This is a genomic window from Leptospira kirschneri serovar Cynopteri str. 3522 CT (genome assembly GCF_000243695.2).
GTDB classification, from domain to species: Bacteria; Spirochaetota; Leptospiria; order Leptospirales; family Leptospiraceae; genus Leptospira; species Leptospira kirschneri.
The window spans coordinates 112,238-132,496 of the sequence record NZ_AHMN02000008.1; the positions used below are offsets into that span (position 1 = coordinate 112,238).

At 35.8% G+C, this 20,259-nt stretch carries 17 protein-coding genes; 6 read left to right on the forward strand and 11 right to left on the reverse strand.

Going from position 1 to position 20,259, the window contains the following annotated elements; genetic code table 11:
* Positions 1-39: 39 nt before the first annotated feature.
* A complete protein-coding gene (locus tag LEP1GSC049_RS215340; protein ID WP_004777069.1) occupies positions 40-3,093 on the forward strand; it encodes a PAS domain-containing hybrid sensor histidine kinase/response regulator in 3,054 nt (1,017 codons plus the stop codon).
* 75 nt (positions 3,094-3,168) lie between these two features.
* Here LEP1GSC049_RS215340 and LEP1GSC049_RS215335 read toward each other — a convergent pair whose 3' ends face one another.
* Positions 3,169-3,645 carry a cyclic nucleotide-binding domain-containing protein gene (locus tag LEP1GSC049_RS215335; protein WP_001164880.1) on the reverse strand — a complete coding sequence of 159 codons (477 nt, stop codon included), beginning with the start codon at positions 3,643-3,645 and terminating at the stop codon, positions 3,169-3,171.
* Between the two features lie 584 nt (positions 3,646-4,229).
* On the opposite strand from LEP1GSC049_RS215335, the gene LEP1GSC049_RS215330 reads away from it, so the two are divergent.
* The gene (locus tag LEP1GSC049_RS215330) at positions 4,230-5,219 is read left to right on the forward strand and encodes an alpha/beta fold hydrolase (protein ID WP_016560821.1); all 990 of its coding nucleotides are present in this window, start codon (positions 4,230-4,232) and stop codon (positions 5,217-5,219) included.
* Between the two features lie 258 nt (positions 5,220-5,477).
* On the opposite strand, the gene pgsW is transcribed toward LEP1GSC049_RS215330, so the two are convergent.
* From pgsW to LEP1GSC049_RS215295, 7 genes are all read right to left on the reverse strand, one after another.
* Positions 5,478-6,575 carry a poly-gamma-glutamate system protein gene (pgsW, locus tag LEP1GSC049_RS215325; protein ID WP_004751931.1) on the reverse strand — a complete coding sequence of 366 codons (1,098 nt, stop codon included), beginning with the start codon at positions 6,573-6,575 and terminating at the stop codon, positions 5,478-5,480.
* Positions 6,572-7,030, reverse strand: coding sequence for a poly-gamma-glutamate biosynthesis protein PgsC (gene pgsC / locus LEP1GSC049_RS215320; protein WP_004752111.1), 459 nt, complete (start codon positions 7,028-7,030; stop codon positions 6,572-6,574). The genes pgsW and pgsC overlap by 4 nt, the downstream gene beginning before the upstream one ends.
* On the reverse strand, positions 7,018-8,241 hold the full coding sequence (gene pgsB, locus LEP1GSC049_RS215315; RefSeq protein ID WP_016560775.1) for a poly-gamma-glutamate synthase PgsB: 1,224 nt from the start codon (positions 8,239-8,241) through the stop codon (positions 7,018-7,020). The genes pgsC and pgsB overlap by 13 nt, the downstream gene beginning before the upstream one ends.
* Before the next feature lies 1 nt (position 8,242).
* Positions 8,243-9,499: a SpoIIE family protein phosphatase gene (locus LEP1GSC049_RS215310; protein WP_004751802.1), complete on the reverse strand. Its 1,257-nt coding sequence runs from the start codon at positions 9,497-9,499 to the stop codon at positions 8,243-8,245.
* Between the two features lie 60 nt (positions 9,500-9,559).
* Entirely contained in the window at positions 9,560-10,681 is a 1,122-nt protein-coding gene (locus LEP1GSC049_RS215305) for a sensor histidine kinase (protein WP_004752333.1), read from the reverse strand.
* A gap of 108 nt (positions 10,682-10,789) precedes the next feature.
* On the reverse strand, positions 10,790-11,179 hold the full coding sequence (locus LEP1GSC049_RS215300; RefSeq protein WP_004752350.1) for an FKBP-type peptidyl-prolyl cis-trans isomerase: 390 nt from the start codon (positions 11,177-11,179) through the stop codon (positions 10,790-10,792).
* Entirely contained in the window at positions 11,176-11,571 is a 396-nt protein-coding gene (locus LEP1GSC049_RS215295) for an RNA recognition motif domain-containing protein (protein WP_004752328.1), read from the reverse strand. Before LEP1GSC049_RS215295 ends, LEP1GSC049_RS215300 begins: the two co-directional genes overlap by 4 nt.
* A gap of 110 nt (positions 11,572-11,681) precedes the next feature.
* Between LEP1GSC049_RS215295 and LEP1GSC049_RS215290 the strand changes: the two genes are divergently transcribed.
* From LEP1GSC049_RS215290 to LEP1GSC049_RS215275, 4 genes are all read left to right on the forward strand, one after another.
* Entirely contained in the window at positions 11,682-12,728 is a 1,047-nt protein-coding gene (locus LEP1GSC049_RS215290) for a serine/threonine protein kinase (protein ID WP_004782000.1), read from the forward strand.
* 283 nt (positions 12,729-13,011) lie between these two features.
* Positions 13,012-15,303 carry an inorganic phosphate transporter gene (locus tag LEP1GSC049_RS215285; RefSeq protein ID WP_016560830.1) on the forward strand — a complete coding sequence of 764 codons (2,292 nt, stop codon included), beginning with the start codon at positions 13,012-13,014 and terminating at the stop codon, positions 15,301-15,303.
* A gap of 624 nt (positions 15,304-15,927) precedes the next feature.
* The gene (locus tag LEP1GSC049_RS215280) at positions 15,928-16,416 is read left to right on the forward strand and encodes a GNAT family N-acetyltransferase (protein WP_004752142.1); all 489 of its coding nucleotides are present in this window, start codon (positions 15,928-15,930) and stop codon (positions 16,414-16,416) included.
* 102 nt (positions 16,417-16,518) lie between these two features.
* Positions 16,519-16,992, forward strand: coding sequence for a hypothetical protein (locus LEP1GSC049_RS215275; protein WP_016560762.1), 474 nt, complete (start codon positions 16,519-16,521; stop codon positions 16,990-16,992).
* 11 nt (positions 16,993-17,003) lie between these two features.
* Here LEP1GSC049_RS215275 and clpX read toward each other — a convergent pair whose 3' ends face one another.
* From clpX to tig, 3 genes are read right to left on the reverse strand one after another with little or no spacing between them, the layout of a single operon-like run.
* The gene (clpX, locus tag LEP1GSC049_RS215270) at positions 17,004-18,266 is read right to left on the reverse strand and encodes an ATP-dependent Clp protease ATP-binding subunit ClpX (RefSeq protein WP_004752381.1); all 1,263 of its coding nucleotides are present in this window, start codon (positions 18,264-18,266) and stop codon (positions 17,004-17,006) included.
* A gap of 11 nt (positions 18,267-18,277) precedes the next feature.
* Positions 18,278-18,874: an ATP-dependent Clp endopeptidase proteolytic subunit ClpP gene (gene clpP / locus LEP1GSC049_RS215265; protein WP_000111455.1), complete on the reverse strand. Its 597-nt coding sequence runs from the start codon at positions 18,872-18,874 to the stop codon at positions 18,278-18,280.
* Positions 18,871-20,226: a trigger factor gene (gene tig, locus LEP1GSC049_RS215260; RefSeq protein WP_004752608.1), complete on the reverse strand. Its 1,356-nt coding sequence runs from the start codon at positions 20,224-20,226 to the stop codon at positions 18,871-18,873. The genes clpP and tig overlap by 4 nt, the downstream gene beginning before the upstream one ends.
* Between the last annotated feature and the right edge of the window lie 33 nt (positions 20,227-20,259).

Sequence of the window (20,259 nt, forward strand, 5' to 3'; positions counted from 1 at the left end):
TCCGATTCGAAAGCAGAAATAATTTTCGTTAATAAAAAGATGACTTCTTTACGATCCGACTCTAATTTTCTAATTCTAAATTCCTCCGGAGAAATAATCACATGGAACTTTTACAAACCACTTCAGGAATTTGAATCGAATTTAGAGAGGAAAATTCATCCTTCCCAATGGAATTGGGCAGTCTCAGATTCGTGGACATCGGTTTGGAAAAAAGCTAAATCTCCTAGAAAAAAAACTTCATTTTTAAAAGTAAGTTATATCACTCAAAAAAAAGAACCCTTAGATTTAGAAGTTAAGATCGTATTTTTAGAAAACAATCATATTCTGCTTTTATTTTTTACAAATTTTGAATTCTATTTTTCAGAAACCCCAAGTATCTTTTTACAAGACTCAGAACTTCGTTCTACGATCTTTCAAAAATCAGCAAACGCGATCCTACTTTTAGATCCGGATAAAGATCTGATTCTTGAAATCAATCAGACCGCAAGTAAGTATTTTGAAATCCAAAACCAATCCGAAATTCTAAATCTTCCTTTTTCAAACTTGCTGGCTCAGGATTTTACTCATTCAGAATACATATCCAGAAAAAAGAAAATTTTATCTGGAGAAACTCCTTCCTGGGATTTGGAATTTAAAACGTTTCGAGGTAAGAAGTTTTGGGGGAACACCTCTTGTAGAATGATTTCCACTCATCTAAATAAAATCATTTTGGTTCAGATCAAAGATATTACGGAGAAAGTCAATACTCGAAAATCTCTTTTAGAACAAGCGGGAACCATTGCAGAACACGAAGCAAATCTGAACGCGATCATTGAAAATTCGGAAGCGATGATATGGTCTATAGACAAAAATTATAAATTACTTATATTCAATTCTCAATTCCAAAACGTAATGCAGGATTTTTATCACTCAGAAATTTCTGCCGGTTTTAACTTATTTCAAAAAGAACTTCCCACGGAAATCGCAAAATATTGGAAAGAATTTTATGACAGAGCGTTATCCGGTGAAAAATTAAGCGTAGCTAGAAAAAGACCAAATCAAGACGGAACTTTCGTTTTTAGCGAACTTTCTTTTCATCCTATACGAAATACAGAATATGAAATTACCGGAGTCAGCGCTATTTCTGTGGACATTACGGATAAAAAATTAGCGGAAGAAAAATTCAGACTCTTGTTTGAACGTTCAAGCGAACCTCACGTTTTGTATGATGATTCCGGAATTTTCGAATGTAACCCCGCGACACTGAGAATGCTTCGATGTCCGGATAAAAAACTAGTCTTAGGAAAACACCCAATCCATTTTTCGGTCGAAACGGAAAAAGAAAAAACAAATGAATTAGAATCTATCGCTCTCGAAAAAGGCTCTTATACCTTCGAATGGGTATACAAACGTTTTAATGAAGAAGAATTTTCGGTGGAAGTCACTTTGATCCCGATCATCATCCACCAAAAAAGAGTTTTTCTTTCGGTCTGGCACGAAATTACAGAACGAAAAGTATATGAAGATTCTCTAAAACGTGCCAAAGAAATTGCGGAAGCGGCTTCCAAAGCAAAAACGGACTTTTTAGCAATGATGAGTCACGAAATTAGAACCCCTCTCAACGGAGTCATCGGAACGGTAAGTCTTTTAGAGGGAACTTCTTTAAACGCAGAACAAAAGGAATACTTAGACATTATCAAATCGAGCGGACAGAATCTTCTCATTTTGTTAAACGACATTCTAGATCTTTCCAGGATCGAATCTGGACAACTCAAACTAGAAATACAACCTGTATCCCCTGAAAAACTTACAAACGAAGTGGTAAGTTTATTTCGTCCTATGGCTGAAGAAAAAGGTCTTACGGTCGAATCTGAAATTTCTCCTAACGTTCCCAATTGGATCATTTCCGATCCGTATAGACTGAGACAGGTACTAACCAATCTTATCGGAAACTCTATTAAGTTTACTGAAAAAGGAAAAATTCATCTGAGTGTGGAAGCCGAAAAATTTCCGAATGACAAATTCAGACTTATCTTTCATGTAAAAGATACCGGAATCGGTATTGCAGAAGAAAAATTAGAACTTCTTTTCAGAGCTTTTAGTCAGGTAGATTCCTCCACTACTCGAAAATACGGAGGTTCCGGATTGGGTCTCACCATCAGTAAAAAATTAGCGGAATTGATGAAAGGAGAAATTACCGTAAAAAGCCAAGTAAACTTAGGTTCTGAATTTTCACTTTCTATCTTAACGGAAAAATTAGAATACGAAATTCCTGCAGGAATTCAAGAACTACATTCTAAAAACTTAGCGACTAGCGCTGTCATTTCTATTCAAGAATTCCACTTTAAAGAACAGATCAAAAAATTCTGCGAAAGAAACGGTTTTTCGGTTAAGACGACTAGAACCGCCAAAGAAACAATTCGAATGATCGGAGAAGAAGAAAGAATCGGTGTATTTCTTACCGATCTAAACTTTCCGGATATGAATTTACCCGAGATGTTAAACGAACTTAAAAAACAAAATCCTTCTCTAAAACTTACGATCATTCTTTTTATGGAAAAGGAACTAAAGGATTCCTATTATCTAGTCACCAACGGTCTATTCAACCGACCTGGATTTCAGATTTTTATGATGTTCAAACCGATTCTTTTAGAAGAACTGAGTAAAAATTTCGAAAAAGCCTTTCCTATTAAAGTTCTTAAAAAAGAAAAACAAAATGAAAATAAAAAATTTCTCTCCGAAAAAATTCCTCTTCAAATTCTTTTAGTAGAAGACAACGTAATCAATCAAAAGATCGCCCTTAGACTTCTCACAAAATTGGGATATAACGCAGAAAGTGCGTTAAACGGCTTGGAAGCAATCGAAAAACTGAAAACAAAAAATTACGATTTGATCTTTATGGACATTCAGATGCCGGAAATAGATGGATACGAAACTACCTTTCAAATCAGAAAAGATTTTGGAAAATCGAAACCGGTGATCGTAGCAATGACGGCTAACGCGATGGAAGGAGATAGAGAAAAATGTTTAGAGGCAGGTATGAACGCATACATCTCTAAACCGATCCAAATTCAAGACATAGAATCCACGATCGTTCTTTTATTTCAGCCTTAAAGAAAATAAATTTAGGAGTTTAAATTTATACTCATTCAAACTCCTTTAAATTTTAGAAATACGATTTTTAAAAAATCAAATCGTATATCTTTTTCTAAGTTCTCGTGCGTAGGCTAAATCGTGAGTCAACATTCTCAAACGTTTCGCCAAAAAATGAGAAATCGCTTGATAAAATTTTAACGAAGCATTGGAATCCTTTTCAAAAACCGCTTTTAAATGATCGTAAGGAATTCTCAAAAGTTCAGATCTTTCCATCGCTTCTACAGATGCAGAACGTTTACCCGGATCTAAAAACGGCAATTCACCAAAATGATCTCCCGTTGCAATCGTAGTCACGTTGACGTCGTCCCCTTTTTCAGTGGAAGTAAGTACCTTAAGAGTCCCGTAAATCACTACGAAAAAGGCTTTCGCTTCGTTCCCTTCGTGAAAAATCGAATCACCCTGTTCGTAAACCTTATATTCCGTTTTCTCCGCAATAGAGCTTAATTCGTCTTCCGTAAAATTGGAGAAAAGATAAATCTGTTTTAAAATTTCTTCTTTCGTATGTTGCATAATATTCTCGAAATGTGAGTGTAAATCTCAGTTTAAATAAATGCAAGCAGGTTAGATGTACAGATATACAAAAATGTCTTCGAGTTCTTAGAAAGAACTATCTTTCGTGTTTAAATTCGAGCACATCCCCAATCGATTTTTATATAAATTTTGTTATCAAAGATTCATCCAAAAATTAGAATTCCTATTCAAAAAATAAAACCATTTTTACTTCAAACAAATAGAATTCAATGATTCGTTTTCTCAAATCCAGAAAATTCGATCCAAAGTCGCTTAATCGCTTAAATCCCGTTAAACGAAATATAAACATATTGGATCGTAAAGTCATAATTACTTACAAAAACTTCGAAAACTAACTACAATTTTTTGCGAAAATGTATAGATCGCACCCATTGAAAATCTATGACTTTTTTGAAATAGATCTTACATTTTAACCAACCCGTAAATTATTTCTGTAAAAAAAATAAATAAACTTATAGTTAAGAATATTATAATACAGATTGAATTTCTATTTCCTTACAATTCAATTAGATCCAAGATAAAAAATCGTGGACATATTTCAATTAGAACCGAAATAGAAAAGAATGAAAAACTTTCGTTCTTCTTCAAACCCAAAATCGATCCAAATTCCAATCGGAAATTCCCAAGTTTTAGCCGCGGAAATTTTTGGAGAATTTCCGATCTCTAAAAACTCTGCTCCACCAGTAATCTGTATTCACGGTCTTACAGGGAATCTTAAAAATTTCACCCCTCTTGCAAAAGATTTAGTAAAACAAGGTCTTACAGTAATCACGTATGACCTGAGAGGCAGAGGTCAATCTTCCAAACCGCAAACTCAATATTCCCAGGATCTACATGCAAAAGATCTAAAGTCCTTATTAGATTTTTTAAAAATTAAAAAGGCAAATTTACTCGCACATTCCTTAGGTTGTTGGATTTCTCTCACATTTGGAAAAAATCATCCCGAAAGAACGGACAAAATTTGTTTGATCGATGGAGGAGGACAACTTTCCTTCAAAAGAAAACTTTCCAGCTTACTCATGATCCAAGAATCTCTACAACGTCTAGGAAAATCGTTTTCATCCAGAGAAATTTACTTAGAACTCGCTAAAAAATCTCCAATTTTTAGTTCTTGGAATAAAGACATAGAGGATTTTCTAAACTACGAATTAGAAGAAATTTATGAGAACGGCTCCGTTCAATACAAATGCAATATTCCGATTTACGTGATCGATTCCGAATTAAAAAGTCTGGGAGGTGCATTCAAACCCTGGCATATTCCATTCCAAATTTTACGAAACCCAATTTCAAATTTTAGAATATTCAATAAAAATAAATTACTTCCTTACTCCCAAATCCATTCTCCGGTTCTCGTTATCCAGGCCGGAAAATATAATTTTCAGAAAGGAGACGAACTACTCCCAGAAACTGCGATCGACGTTTTTAAGAAAAAACTTAAAAAAGTAGTGTTCCTTACCTTACCGGATAAAAATCACTATGAAACGATTCTTCTTCCCGATCTTAAAAGGGACGAAACCATCTCTTGGTTTTTTCAAAATTTCAATCCCCTTTGATTGGTTTCTAAAAATTGAAAAAAATTATTTCTAATTTAAAATTCATCTATAGGATAAAATCTTTTCTTTTTATTCTGAGTTTCTTCACAATATTCTGACAAAACTCGCAATTCGTTTTTTAAACAAAGATAACCTATAAGAGTTTAAGTCCATAGGTTTTCAGAGAAATTCGGTTAGATCAGTCTCTTATAAAATTCAACCTATTCATTTTCCTATAAGTTTACGTTCTGCATTTTCAAATTGTAATCGATTCTTATATTACAATAAAATTGTGTCTTCCTTAGTGGGATCCGAAATAGAAATCCAAGTTGATAATATCCAAATCAAACTAGATAATAAAACGAAAAAAAATCCTGCAAGCCAGCGATTATATTTTTTAGGAAAAATCAGATCCGAAGTTCCAGGTTCCGAAATTTTTCCGGGTGAATATCTCATATTAGACTCTTTAGAGATCATTTCTACTCCGCTTACATGAAGCACCGGAATTTTTAAATCAAGATAGGTTTTTAAAATTGAATCCGGCAATTCCATAAATTCCGCTCCCGACAAAACGACTCCTTTAGGAATTTGTTTTTTACTCAAACTCGTTCCGGAAGAGACAGTCCCTCCTCCTATATTGACATACAAAGAAACGGGACTACTATTATATACGTCCATCCTTTTCAAAAGTGAATCCTCAAAAGAATCCGAAGATAAATACTTATAACCGTTTCTACGAATAGAAGCTAAAATCAACTCCCTACCCTTTTGGCCAAGACCTATTCCCGAATCGGAAACACCCCCAATGGACATAAAAACAGATTTTTGGAATATAATTTTTTCTTTATATAATAAATTTTCAATATCAGGCCATAAAAGCCATGGATCATTCGCTCCGTATTGGGATGAGGCAGCGCTTGAAATCGAAATCACCTTCAATTCCATAATGTCCGAGGCAATCCAAAACGCTATGTTCAATGCAGGAAAAGAACCGGAAATTCCGGCGGCGATCGTATCTCCTTTTTTTAATCCTGCCTTTTGGAAACGATCCACAAACCAAGCCGCAAAGTCAGGATGTATCGAAGCCTGTTTAGCCGAAAGTTTTCCTGCAGAACTAGTGACGGGTGAAATTTCTGGACCAATTAAGCCGGATAAATACGAATCCAATTTAGGATCGATCTGAATTTTTTTGGAGAGTTTCAATTCTTTGATTTTTAAAAATGTTTTGTACGTTTTTTGACTCGCCTCGTATTTTTCTTTTAGGTTTGTAACCGGTAAAATAAGCGGAAAAAATTCCAAAACTGAAACAAATCCTACACTTATAATATTCAAAAAAAGAAGAACAGTCCAAGTTTTGTTTTTAAAAAAACTATTCATAGAACAGAAACTTCACCGAATAAAAAGATCAAAAATAAACGAACTAAAACGGAACAGATAAGAATCGCTGATAAGGTTCTGGGAACACCTTGTTTTTCAGCAGAAAGAGCGATCAATCCTGGAACGATATATCCTATCGTCTTAGATTCAAAATCACTTTTAGATTCTAAAAATAATTCTATAATAAAACGAACACACACCGAAATCAAAATAGAAAGAACTAAAATAAAAACGGTCTTTCTTTGACCAAAACTCAAAAACCAAAATTCGGAAATTCGATAAATATAAAATGTAAGAACGGAACTCAAAACCAAAACTATAATCAACCAAGGATCCGATAAAAAAAGAGCAACGTAACCCGGAACTACCCAACCTCCAGGTTGAAGTCCCGTTTTTTCCCAAAGGAAAAAACCAAATAGAATACCAACTCCGATCGATAACGTTAAAATTTCCAATCTTTCTCCTCTATCACGTTTAGATCTGCGGCCAACTTCTCCAACCAAACCCTTCCAGAACCCTGATAATTTCCGGCGCCTATCCATAAATTGGACTTAGAAAAAATTTCTTTCAAATCGAATATAAGATTCTTCTTATAAAAGGTTAAATCCGCATTTCCTTTATATACGGATCGAAATACTCTTTGCCAAGAGCCAAAAAAATAAATTTTTGAAAGACCAGAAAAATCCGTTAAAAATTTACCGAACTCAATGGTTCTAAACGGCCTTTCTCGTTTAGAATTAAAAACTAAAATTATAGAATTAAATTTACTCCATTCTTTTTGATCAGACTTTAAAATTTTTTCAAAGGAAACTACATCATTGGCGGCAAACGCAAATACAAACCTTTGAAGTTTATTTTTGACTTCCTTATCCAAAATTTTAAGCGCTCCCGGATCGGAGACCGCATTTGTGATTCCTCGTAAAATAGACTCAGAAGACACGCCTAACGTTTCACAGACACGAACGGCTATTTCCACGTTTTCATAATGTTCCGGATAACGTATGTATCCAAACGCAGTTTCAATTTGATTTCTAGAAAGTTCGGGTTCCGCAAGAATCAATTCTGTATTTTTTAAAGAAGCGGCTTTCAGAAGACTTAAATTTAACTTCAATTTTTGACTTGGATTCCAATTCGGTTTTAAACTCTCAACTATATAATTTTTTCCATATATTAGAATTCCATTATTAGGAATCGTTTTTTTAAAACCTTCTAAAATTTTTTCTTCCGTATCGGTCCATTCCCAGTGATCCGGACGGATATTCGTAATTACGCCGTGAGTGGCGCAGATCAATAATTCTTCTGAGTCTTTCTGATATTGAGGTTGAACCGCCATACACTCCAAAACGATCGCTTGTGCGTCATTGTTTACGGCAAAACGAAGAAAAGATTTTTGTTCTTCGATAGAAATTTTATTTCTAAATACAAAACTTTCATTTCGATTTGGAAACAAAAGACTGGCGGTAGATCCGGTAGTTTTTGCGAAAACTTTCCAACCCTCCTCCACTAAAATAGAATGAATCAACCTGGTTACGGAAGATTTTCCTCTGGTACCGTTGACGTGAATTCGAATCGGAATTCGTTTTAATATTCGGTCGTGACTTTTTTTCTCTAAAAAAAGAAACGCACAAAAAACCAAAAATAAAAAACTTAAAATAGAAAAAGACATCTCAAAGATGGGGAGAATCCAAAGCGATTAAAATCGCAGTTATATCGTCTTGTATTTTTTGCTGACCTAAATGGTCGATCAGTTTCTGTAAGATCGCCGGAATGGTTTCCTCCATAGGTTCCGAAAATTTTTTCGCTAAAATTTCTTGAACCGCAAATTCGCCAAATTGCTGTTTGTCGGAATTAAACTCCTCGTAAATTCCATCCGTAAATAAAAATAAACGATCTCCGTATTGATAACTTAGTTTAAAAACGTCGTATTGATTGTTCAGATCTAAGCCGAGTAAAGACCCAGTTCGATCTAAACCTAAAACCAAATCTTCAGAAAGAAAAAATTGAGGAGGATGACCTCCGGAAGAATACACTATCTTTTTAGAAACGGTATCTATGTCGGCGAGAAAACAGGAAAAGAACATTCCTATATTCCCGAAGTTCTTGCAATACTGGTAATTAAATTCCGTGAGAATACTTCCCGGATCTGTATCTTTTTTTTTAATCGATTCTAAAATTCCTTTGAGTGTCATCGTAAGAAGTGCAGCTTGTATACCGTGTCCTGTCGCGTCCGCAATAAATACGCGTAATACCCCTGGACGGATTTCAAATAGATCGTAAAGATCTCCTCCTACTTCCATCATTGGAAGATACGTGGAATGAATTTTAATTCCCGCAAAAGAAGGGATGTCCGGCAAAATTTCGGTCTGTAATTTTTTTGCAAGATTCAGTTCTTCTTTCATTCCTTTGTAATAATTGGCGAGTAATCTAGATCTCTGCCTAACTTTCTCTTCAAGTTTTTCTAGAAGTTCTTCTTTTTCACGATCCATCTTTTTTAAAGACTCGTTGGCTCGTTTTAACTCCATTAGAATTCTATGTTTTTCTGATATGTTTCGGATGACTATGTGATAACGATAGTCTTCCACGGGTCCGGTGGCAGAAACGGAAATCTCAGAAATTAAAGTTTTACCGTCCTTTCGAGACAAACGGATCGGCCCAAAAGGTTTTTGTCTTTTTTTATCAGGAAGTTTAGCTACATTATTTAGAATTTTATAAAATCGATTTCGAATGTGAAAAGGAAGCAGACATTCGACTAAATTTCCTATCAATTCAGAAGTTGTAAATCCGAACGTCTTTTCAGTAGCTGGGTTTGCTAAAATGACTCTAAATTCTCTGTCTAAAGAAACGATCGAGTCTATCGCAGATTGAAACAGAATGGAATAACGGGGCTCGTAACTTTTCTGTTCTGATCGCCTGGAACCGGTCATAGAGGAGTTTAAAAGGAGTCTATTAGGATGTGATCGTCCTCCTATAAAGTCAAGGATCTTTCAAATCGATTCAGGAAGATCCAGATAAAAGCGAGTCACTCCGTTCTCACTTTCAAAAAAAAGTTCTCCGCCCATTTCGCGAGTCAAGTTATACGAAACCGTAAGTCCTAAACCGGTACCTTTTCCGATGTCCTTTGTAGTGTAAAAGGGATCAAAAAGTTTATGTCTATTTTCTTCTGGAATACCGATTCCAGTATCTTCTATGATAGTACGTATAAAATCCCTATTTTCTTTTTTCAATTTTTCCCAAAAAACGCTCACAACTCTTTTTTGGTTTGGATCGGTATTACTTTCGATAGCGTCTTTTGCATTTGTAAGTAAATTAAAATAGATCTTTCTCAGTTTTCCGGCGGAACAAGCCGCAAAAATAGGAGTTTCCGGATCAGATACGACAGTTTCGATTTTTGACTTATCGATACAGGTTTTAATCACACTCAACGCGGAACCAAAAATGGATTTAATATCATGAATTTTGATATCTTCTTTTTCGATCCGAGTGAATGTAAGCATATCTTTTACGATTTCAGAAATTCGATTTCCTTCTCGTAAAATAATTCCTGCATATTTACGAAGAGGATTTCCATTTTCGATACCGTTAACCATCATTTCCGCATAGTTGATCACTCCCATCAGTGGATTATTAATTTCATGCGCAACTCCAGCGGAAAGAGTTCCGATCGCGTCTAATTTCTCCTTTTGAACCCAAGCCGCACTTGGATTTTCCCAGTCCTTCTCTGCTACAGAAGTTTTTAGGGAATCAAATTTTACGACTGGTTTATCAAAAACCTGAGGAACTTCCAAATAGGCAAAGATTCTCAATTCTTCACGATCAAAAGCAAAAGAAACTGAACATTCTTTTTGAACCCCATCTTTTGTAAAAAGTAAAATAGAATAAGAAGGATTTTCGCTCGGCAGATTTGTACAAGGCCAAAGAGATGGATCGGCAAAATGGAATTTTACGTCTTTAAATTCACAGATTTGATCCCAATTTAGAATTCCTTCTAGTTCTTCTTTTGAATAACCTATGGTTCTACAAAAGGCAAAATTTACTTTTTGTATCAAAAGAGAAGGCTCTAAAATACAGGCCGGTAAGGGGAAATTTTCAAAAAAATTGTAAGGCATCCAGTTCTAAGCTATCGCAGGCTTCTCCTTTCTGAAATAGATTAGAACTGGAAAAAGGGCCGAATCCTATGTCAAAATTCGGTAAAATTTACTACAAACGAAAAAAACTCAGTACACTTTTAACAATTCAACTTCAAAAATGAGAGTAGAATTAGGAGGAATCGCGGCTCCGGCTCCTCTGGAACCATAACCTAATTCTGGAGGAATTGTAAGTTTACGAATCCCACCTTCTTTCATTCCTCGAACTCCTCTGTCCCAACCTTTGATTACCTCTCCCGCTCCCAAATTGAAAGTAAAAGGGGTTTTTCTGTCTCTGGAACTATCAAATTTTTTACCATTCGTCAGTGTTCCTACATAATGAACCGTAACATTCGAACCCGAAAAAGCTTCTTTTCCAGTTCCGATACGAATCTCTTTGATGACTAAATCTTCTGCAAATGTAGGAACTACTACAGCACAAAGAATAGCTAAGAGAAATATTAAACGTGTAAATTTCATTTTCCTCTTCCTCCGGTTCTTCTAACCCCAGCTCCAGAAAAACCTCCGGTCTTTGATTGATTTCCGTGAATCTTACCGGATGATCCTCCATTCTTTAGAGATTGTTTTCTTTCGAATTCTTTTTTTAATTCCTCGGAATCTACCACGGCGATTTGTTTTCCTTGGATTTCTTTTTTATTCAATTCCGCAATTGCTTTTGCTCCGGCGGAATCTTCCATTTCAATGGATCCATAAGATAAAGAACGACCTGTGGTTTTATCTTTTTTAATATGCACTTCCTGGACGGTTCCGAATTCCGAAAAAATCTTTTTTAGTTCGTCTTCGGTCAACTCCTGAGGCAGATTTCCTACTGATATCTTCATGATTTTTCCTTCTCGAGAATCAATTTGCAAAATCTAATTCTATTGAAAACCAAATTCCATCTACATCGGAACAAAACTCTATAGTTCTACGTTCTTTATAAAAAAATTTCCAAGAAAACCGGAGACAAGAACATGGAGTTGTGGCGGATTTTTTTCAACTCAACCCAGGAGAAATTCTTACTCTGGCCGAAAAGGCGGGTTACGAACCTTCCGGTCATTGTATGGCTCTCAATAGTTTAGAAAACAGAGTTTTTGATCTCAGACTAGAAGATGGCTCCCATATTATTTCTAAATTCTATCGTCCAGGCAGATGGAATCGGACACAAATCTTAGAAGAACATAAATTTCTGCAAGATCTAAAAGAAGAAGAAATTCCCGTTTGTTCTCCTATCTTATTCCAGGACGGAGAAAGCCTATCTTCGTTTCAAGAAAAAATATTTTATTCCTTTTGGCCCCGTGTAGGCGGAAGATCTCCAGACGAACTCAGTCCGGAAAATTTAAAAATTATAGGAAGGCTTCTTGCTAGAATCCATAATGTAGGCCAATCTCAACCCTTCAAACATAGAATCACACTAAATTCTAAAACCTATGGAACCGATCCACTGGAAAATTTACTTCAAGGAGAATGGCTTCCTTCCAGTTGCAAAAAAGAATATTTAGAAACCACAAACCGGATTTTAGATTTATTCCAAGAAAGTATAAAATCGGTTCCATTACATAGAATCCACGGAGACTGTCATAAAGGAAATCTACTCTTTGGAAAAGAAGGTTGGTTTTTTGTAGACTTTGACGACTGTCTGCAAGGTCCTGCGGTTCAAGATTTTTGGATGTTACTTTCCAAAGGAAAAGAAGGTCTCGAAGAAAGAGAATATATACTTTCCGGCTATAGAGAGTTTAGAGATTTTGAAGACTCTTGGTTTGATCTAATAGAAATTCTAAGAGCGATGAGATTTGTTCACTATTCCGCTTGGATCGCCAACCGATTTCATTCCGATCCTTCGTTTCCAACCGCGTTTCCTCATTTTGCAGGAACAGACTATTGGGAAAAAGAAACTTTAGAACTGAAAGAACAATACAATCTAATTTTAAATTTATCCGGAAAGAAAAATTTCTTTTCTGTTACAGAATCGATTCCAGAAGATAAAGAACTTACCAATCGAGATTTTTTTTGGGATCTAGAAGACTAAGCGATTGATTTTGTAATGGAAAAGTAATAATCCAGTGTTGATTTCGAACAAAATTTCAGTTGTCCGGTTTCTTAGATTCAAAAGACTCAAGAAGAACTCTAAACGAACTGTAAGATGCAGTTTCAAAACTTTTCGAAACCTGACTCGTGTCGCACTTTTTTGCTTAACTTTATGTTGTATTCCAACAGAATGCAAAAATCGCACTTGTTATGGAACGAATCTACGTTCTAAAAGAGTCAAAGCGAAAATTGTAGATTCTACAAAACAATAAACGGAAGCGTTCATGGACTTTTTTTTAATCATAGTCGTTCTCATGGCGATCCTCGGTGTAGGCGACCTCTTAGTAGGTGTCTCAAACGACGCGGTAAATTTTACCAACTCCGCCGTAGGTTCCAAAGCATCTTCAAAAAGAATCATTCTGGTAGTCGCTGGAATTGGAATCGTCCTGGGAGCCCTTTCTTCCAGTGGTATGATGGAAGTTGCTAGAAAAGGAATTTTTCATCCAAGCGGATTTGCACTACAGGATCTGATGTTCCTATTTTTAGCGGTTATGCTTACAGACATAGTACTTCTAGATCTTTACAATACTCTTGGACTTCCGACTTCCACTACGGTCTCCTTAGTATTCGAACTTTTAGGAGCGGCTCTTGCAATCGCACTTTTAAAAACGGGTACTCTGCAAGGAGCATTTCAAATTATCAATTCTGAAAGCGCTCTTAAAATCATATTTGGAATTGTTACGAGTGTGATCGTGGCATTTTTTTCCGGAATCATTTTGCAATTCGTGTTCCGATTCATCTTTTCATTCAATTTAAAGAACTCGATGAAATACTTCGGAGGTCTTTTCGGAGGACTTTCCCTTACTACTGTGGTTTTCTTCACACTTTTATCAGCGATGAAAGGCTCCACATTCATTCCTAAGGAAATCATAGATTATCTGAATAAGAATTTTACAAATATCCTTTTAATCAGTTTCGCAGGATTTTCCATTCTATTTCAAATCCTAGTATTATTAGAATGGAATATTCTAAAATTCTTAGTTTTAGTCGGAACCGGCTCTCTTGCAATGGCTTTTGCTAGCAACGACTTAGTCAACTTTATAGGAGTTCCTTTAGCAAGTTTTACTACTTGGACTTTGATCCAACAGGCGGGAGGGGACGCTAGTATTTTGGCAACTGGACTTGCGGAAAACGTTCAGACTCCGAACTTTATACTTTTAGGCGCCGCCTGTGTTATGCTTTTTTCACTTTGGTTTTCTAAAAAGGCAGAGTCCGTCACACAAACCGAAGTCACTTTAGGTTCCCAAGGTGAAACATTAGAAAGTTTTAATACTAGTTTAGTAGCCCGTGTTTTTGTTCAAATTGCACTCGGAATTTATACTCCGATCAAGGCGATTCTTCCCGCAAAATTACGCAGTTTTATAGGAAAACGTTTTGAACAGAAAAACTCCTTTGAAATCGTCAGAATGCACGAAACCGAAGCATTCGATTTGCTAAGAGCTTCCGTGAACATTCAAATTTCAAGCGCTCTAATTTTGATCGGAACTCTCTACAAACTCCCCCTATCCACCGCATTTGTTACCTTTATGGTGGCGATGGGTACATCTCTTACCGACGGAGCTTGGAACAAAGAAAATTCAGTAAACAGAGTCAGCGGAGTTCTTACCGTCGTGGGAGGTTGGTTCTTTACGGCAATCATTGCTTCTGCGACCGCTGGTCTGATTGGTTCGATTTTGTATATTTTCGGATTTTCTTCGGTGATCGTCTTAGTTTTAGTTGCAGTACTTTTAATATTCCTTTTTGCAAGAATTCATAAAAAACGCCAAGAAGCTTATGACGAAAATCTGGAAAAACTAATCACTCTTAAAAAACATCCGGAAAGAGCTCTTTCTAGAACCATTTCGTCTATGCTTGCAAGTTTGAACGTCGCTCGTAAAGCTTTGAACAATGTCTGCGCAGGTTATATCAATGGTAAAAAGAAAAATTTCAAACAAACCCAAAAACTTCTAAAAGACTTAAAGAAGATGAGGGAAAATTCTCTTTCCAGTTTTTTATCGATCGCAAATAAATATTTGGAAGAGGAAGATCTTTCCTCAATTCACCCGATTACAGAATCAATCAATCATCTGGATAGAATCACAGAAAGTATTTGGAATATTCTTAGAACTTCTTCAAACGGTATCAGTTCTTTTCACGAAATTTCCAAAGATGAGAAAGAAGAAGTAAAAGAACTTAGAAAATCCGCCACCAACCTGATGGAACTGATCGCAGACTCCGACAAATTTCCGGACCTTTTAGAAAAAGCCAGATCGGAAAAGAAAACCAAAAATCTGGAAAAGATCAAACAGAACATCTACAAAAGTCAAATGAAACGGATTAAAAAAGGAGATAGCAAACTGAAATCCAGCGTTTCCTATTTTGTAATCATAGACGAACTGATAGACATCAACGATAATCTTCTTTCTCTCGCGGAAGAGTTGAGTGTGGCGATTCCTTGGACCGAAAGAAAAAAAATAGAATTACAAAGTAAATCTCTTCTCGCTTTCAAAGCAGAAGAAAAGAGAAAGAAGAAATAAATAAGGTCTTTTGTTCTGCCGTGGTTTGTAATATGAATCGCGGCAGGATATAATCTTTGAAAAAAATAAACCTGAACAAAACCAAAGCGAATCTCGATAAGACAAAAATAAGCCGGAACAAAATGGAAATGATTCGGTTTCGGGTAAAAAAATAATTTCTATAAAAATAAAAAAACTGCCTCGTTCTAAAAGTATAAGTTCCACATTTTGAAAATTTTACTACAAAATTTAAGTTTGCAGTAGTTCTTACAAATTAGATCGCATTGATTCATATTGAAGTTTAAAACAGATTTTCCCTACTATTATAACTATATAATAAGTACCTAATATTTTACATAGAATCAGTGTTTTATAATAGAATTAACGGTACTTAATTTTATAGAGATCAGTTCATGTGGTAGTTCCCACATTTTAAAAATCAATCCGTAAAGTTCAAATCCCAACTTTTTTTTAGAAAAATGAATTCATTAAGTCGAATTCACGTTAGACCAAAAAATCCTAGAAAGAGAAAAATAGAGTTGTTGAAAAATTCCATAGTGAAAATTCGTAAAATTGCTTCAATTGTCCATTCAATCCAATACAAACAGATCAAGAATTAATTTTTCAACAACTCTAATATTAAACATGGAATTTGAAATTCAACTCTATAATAAGGATCAAATCGAATACGATCTAGAAATCGAAAGTATATTAAAAAAATCATATATTGAGGCAGGATTTACCGATCCGGAAATAGCCGAAAAAATTTTTGTGATCGATGAAATTAAAAAACGCGGAAAAATTCTGGTTGCACTTGCAAATGATACAGCGATCGGATTGATTATAGTCGGAACTTATACAAATCCCTACCGACAAATTGCAGAAATCGACGAAGCGGAAATGCAATTAATAGCCACCTTACCAAAGTTTCGACAACAGGGAGTCGCTTCCAGTCTTTGTAGAACTTTCGAAGAGGAAGCCAAAATACTTGGGTTTCGGAAAGTAGTTCTTTCCACTCAATCCACAATGAAAGCTGCTCACAAACTTTATGAAAAGTTAGGATATTTAAGAAATCCTTCCAGAGATTGGATCCGAAATAATAGACAGTTTTGGGTTTATGAAAAAAACATATAAACCATGATAATTGCCTATTCTTTAAATATTACAGATAACGATAGTTATATGTATGGCTCTGGCTTTAGTCTATTTGAAATATTACCGAAATTGCATGTTTGTTTGTCTTGTGGTTATAGAAAATCCTTAAACTGGGATAATCCTTTTTTTGAACTTAAAAAACCATATATTGACTTTTCATATACATATGACGGAATTTGTATCGTTTCTCAAAGAGTAATCGATTTTATGTTCAGATTTCAATATGAGAATGATGTTGAATGGGTTAGATTGAAAAATTTTCCGAACTTCTATACCTTTCTACCACATCGATCGGTCGCATTCGACTCGGATCGAAGACAAACCCGATTCGAAAAACAATGTAAAATTTGCAGTTTTTACGAATCCGTAACAGGAGCTACGCCAGTATTCTTAAAAGGAATCTCAAGTCGGTTAGATCGCGGCTTTTATAGAACCGATTTACAATTTGGCTCCGGCAACGAAAAAAGTCCCATCTTGATTGTGGGACCTCAAACGAAAGAAGAATTAATTTCTGAAAAGTTTACCGGAATCACCTTTCAAGAAGTAAACTCTTAAAAGGTAACGAATTAAGCAATCTTAGATTCTTTTTTGAGAATCAAAGTAGGAGCCACTCTGTTTGCAATCACTTCTGCAGTGATAATTACTTCTTCGATGTCCTTGCGGGAAGGAATATCAAACATCAAATCCAACATGATGTTTTCCACGATGGCACGCAATCCTCTGGCACCGGATTCTCTTTTAATCGCGAGTTCTGCAATCTTATCAATCGCTTCGTCATGGAAAGTAAGCTTCACGTTTTCGAGTTCTAAAAGACGAGTATATTGTTTGAGAACTGAATTTTTAGGCTCTCGGAAAATCTGCCTAAGCATGTCCACATCCAACTCTTGCAAAGTAGCAATGATCGGAAGTCTTCCTATAAACTCCGGAATCAGTCCGAACTTGATTAAATCTTCCGGAATCACCTGTTCCATCAAAGTGTCTTTGTTTTCCGATTGAATTCTTTGTTCTTCGGAACCAAAGCCGATCGTTTTAATCCCCGTTCTGGATTTGATGATATTAGGAAGATCTACAAAAGCCCCGCCTAAAATAAACAGAATGTTTTTAGTATCTACTTGTAAATATTCCTGATGTGGATGTTTTCTTCCACCTTGAGGAGGAACGTTAGCCACCGTTCCTTCGATGATTTTCAAAAGGGCTTGTTGTACACCTTCTCCACTAACGTCTCTCGTGATAGACGCACTATCCGATTTGCGCGCAATCTTATCTACTTCGTCTATGTATATAATACCAACTTCTGCTTTTTTAATATCGTTGTCCGCGTTTTGGATCAATTTGAGAATGATGTTTTCTACGTCCTCTCCTACGTAACCTGCTTCCGTAAGTGCAGTCGCGTCCACGATCGCAAACGGAACTTTGATAATTCTTGCAAGAGTTTGAGCCAAAAGGGTTTTACCGCTTCCAGTCGGTCCAATCAATAGAATATTCGATTTTTCGATTTCTACGTCTGACTTTTTTTCTTTGAGATTTACTCTTTTGTAATGATTGTAAACCGCTACAGAAAGTGCTTTTTTTGCGTGATCTTGTCCGATTACATACTGATCCAAAATAGCCTTGATGTCCGCTGGACTTGGAACCTCGCTGAAAACTTCTGACTTTTCGTGGGAATGTTCGTGATCTTCTGCAATAATTTCATTACAAAGAGAAATACACTCGTCGCAGATATAAACACCTGGTCCAGCGACTAAACGTTTTACCGCATCCTGTTCCTTTCCACAAAAGGAGCAAAATAGTTTTTGTTTACCGTTGTTTCCCGGTGATTTCTTAGCCAAGTGAAACTCCTTTATTCAGTTTGTTTACGATCGATCTGAATTACAGTATCAATAATTCCGTAATTCTTCGCTTCATCTGCTGTCATGTAAAAATTTCTTTCTGTATCTTTTTGAATTTGTTCCACAGTTTTACCTGTGTGTTTATGATAAATAGAATTGAGAATTTCTTTTAGCTTGAGTACTTCTCTCGCTTGAATCTCAATGTCGCTCGCCTGACCAGTCGCTCCGCCCATCGGCTGATGCATCATGATTCTTGCATTCGGTAATGCAGAACGTTTTCCAGCCGCTCCTCCCGCAAGAAGTAACGCCGCCATAGAAGAAGCCTGACCTAAACAAAGAGTTCTCACATCCGGTTTAATATACTGCATAGTGTCATAAATTGCAAGACCAGAAGAAACATATCCACCCGGAGAATTGAGATAAAGGTAAATATCTCTTTCCGGATTTTCGGCTTCTAAAAATAACAATTGGGCCGTAATGACGTTTGCATAATCATCGTTGATTGCATTCCCTAAAAATATGATTCTATCTTTTAAAAGTCGAGAAAATATATCATACGATCTTTCTCCTCTACTCGTTTGTTCGATCACATACGGGATTACGCTCATGCTTTCACTTCTTCCTTTTGGTTGAGATAATCTTTTATCTGCCCAATGTTTAATTTGTCAGTATATTTCTTTTCTACAAGACCAAAGAGTACAGTATCTATTTTTTTTGCGAAAAAATTCTCCCGATATTGTTCCATGAGTTTTCCTTTTTCCAGTTCTTTTTTAAGATCGGACAGAGAAATTTGATAACTTGACGCAAGTTTTTCTAAATCCGCATCAAAATCTTGTTCAGAATAAGAAATATTTTCCATCTCTGCAATTTTTTGACGTGTAAAGTAGTGTTTGAGACGAGTTTCAGCCAATTTTTGAAAGGATTCTTGGACTTCCTTTAAATCCTTTTGAATCATATCCGCGTATTTTTCCATCGTAATATGAGGAAGTTTGAATTCATGAATCATATTGTGAAATACGTGTTCTGATTCTTCCTTAAGATAAGACTCCGGGAAAACATACTTAGAGTCGTCTATAATTTCTTTATAGATCTCGTCTAACTTTTTGTTCTTAACTCGATCCTCAAAACCTTCTTTCAAATTTTTACGAATTTTATCTTTGAGAACGTTTAAAGATTCAGAACCGTCAAACTCGGAAGCAAGATCATCGTCCACGGCTGGAAGTATGTTCACATAAAGGGCTTTGATCATAACGGAATATTCAAATGTCTTTCCCGCAACCTCATTCTGAGAATAGTCTTCCGGAAATGTATGAACAAAATCCTTTTTCTCTCCAGATTTCATTCCATAGAGATTTTCATCAAAACCTTTCAGATTATTTTCGTGACCCAGGTGATAGTCATTGGATGTATTACCTGAATTTTTAGATTCCTGACCTTTTTCGCAAACCGTATATTCCATATCGATAATATCTCCGGCAACGGCGGTCTGACCTTCTTCCTTTAACTGCTTACGAGCGAGTTCTTTACGAACCTTTTCTATCTCCTCGGAAACGTCCGAATCAGAGACGGAAACTTCCGGAAGTTTGATTTTTATTTTTTTATATTTTCCCAAAGTGATTTCTGGATTGGTTTCATAAACCGCAGTAGCGATCAGATTTTTACCCGGTTGATAATCTTGAATTTCAAATTTAGGAAATCGAATCATTGGATGTTCCAACTTCGAAAGAATAGAAGTCATTCCGTCTACGATCAAAGTATTGATCGCATCACTGGCCACACTATCGCCTAAATGACGTTTGACCATGTTAAGAGGAGCTTTTCCTGGACGAAAGCCAGGAATTTTTACATTTTTTTGTTTTTCCTCATACGTTTTATCAAAGGCTTTTTCTATGTCAGAGGCTTCGAATGTAAGTTTAATATCAACGGTAGCGTTAGAATTTTTTTTTGTTTTATAATCCATGAATCGACCTGGGGAAGGATGATATAAAAGAAA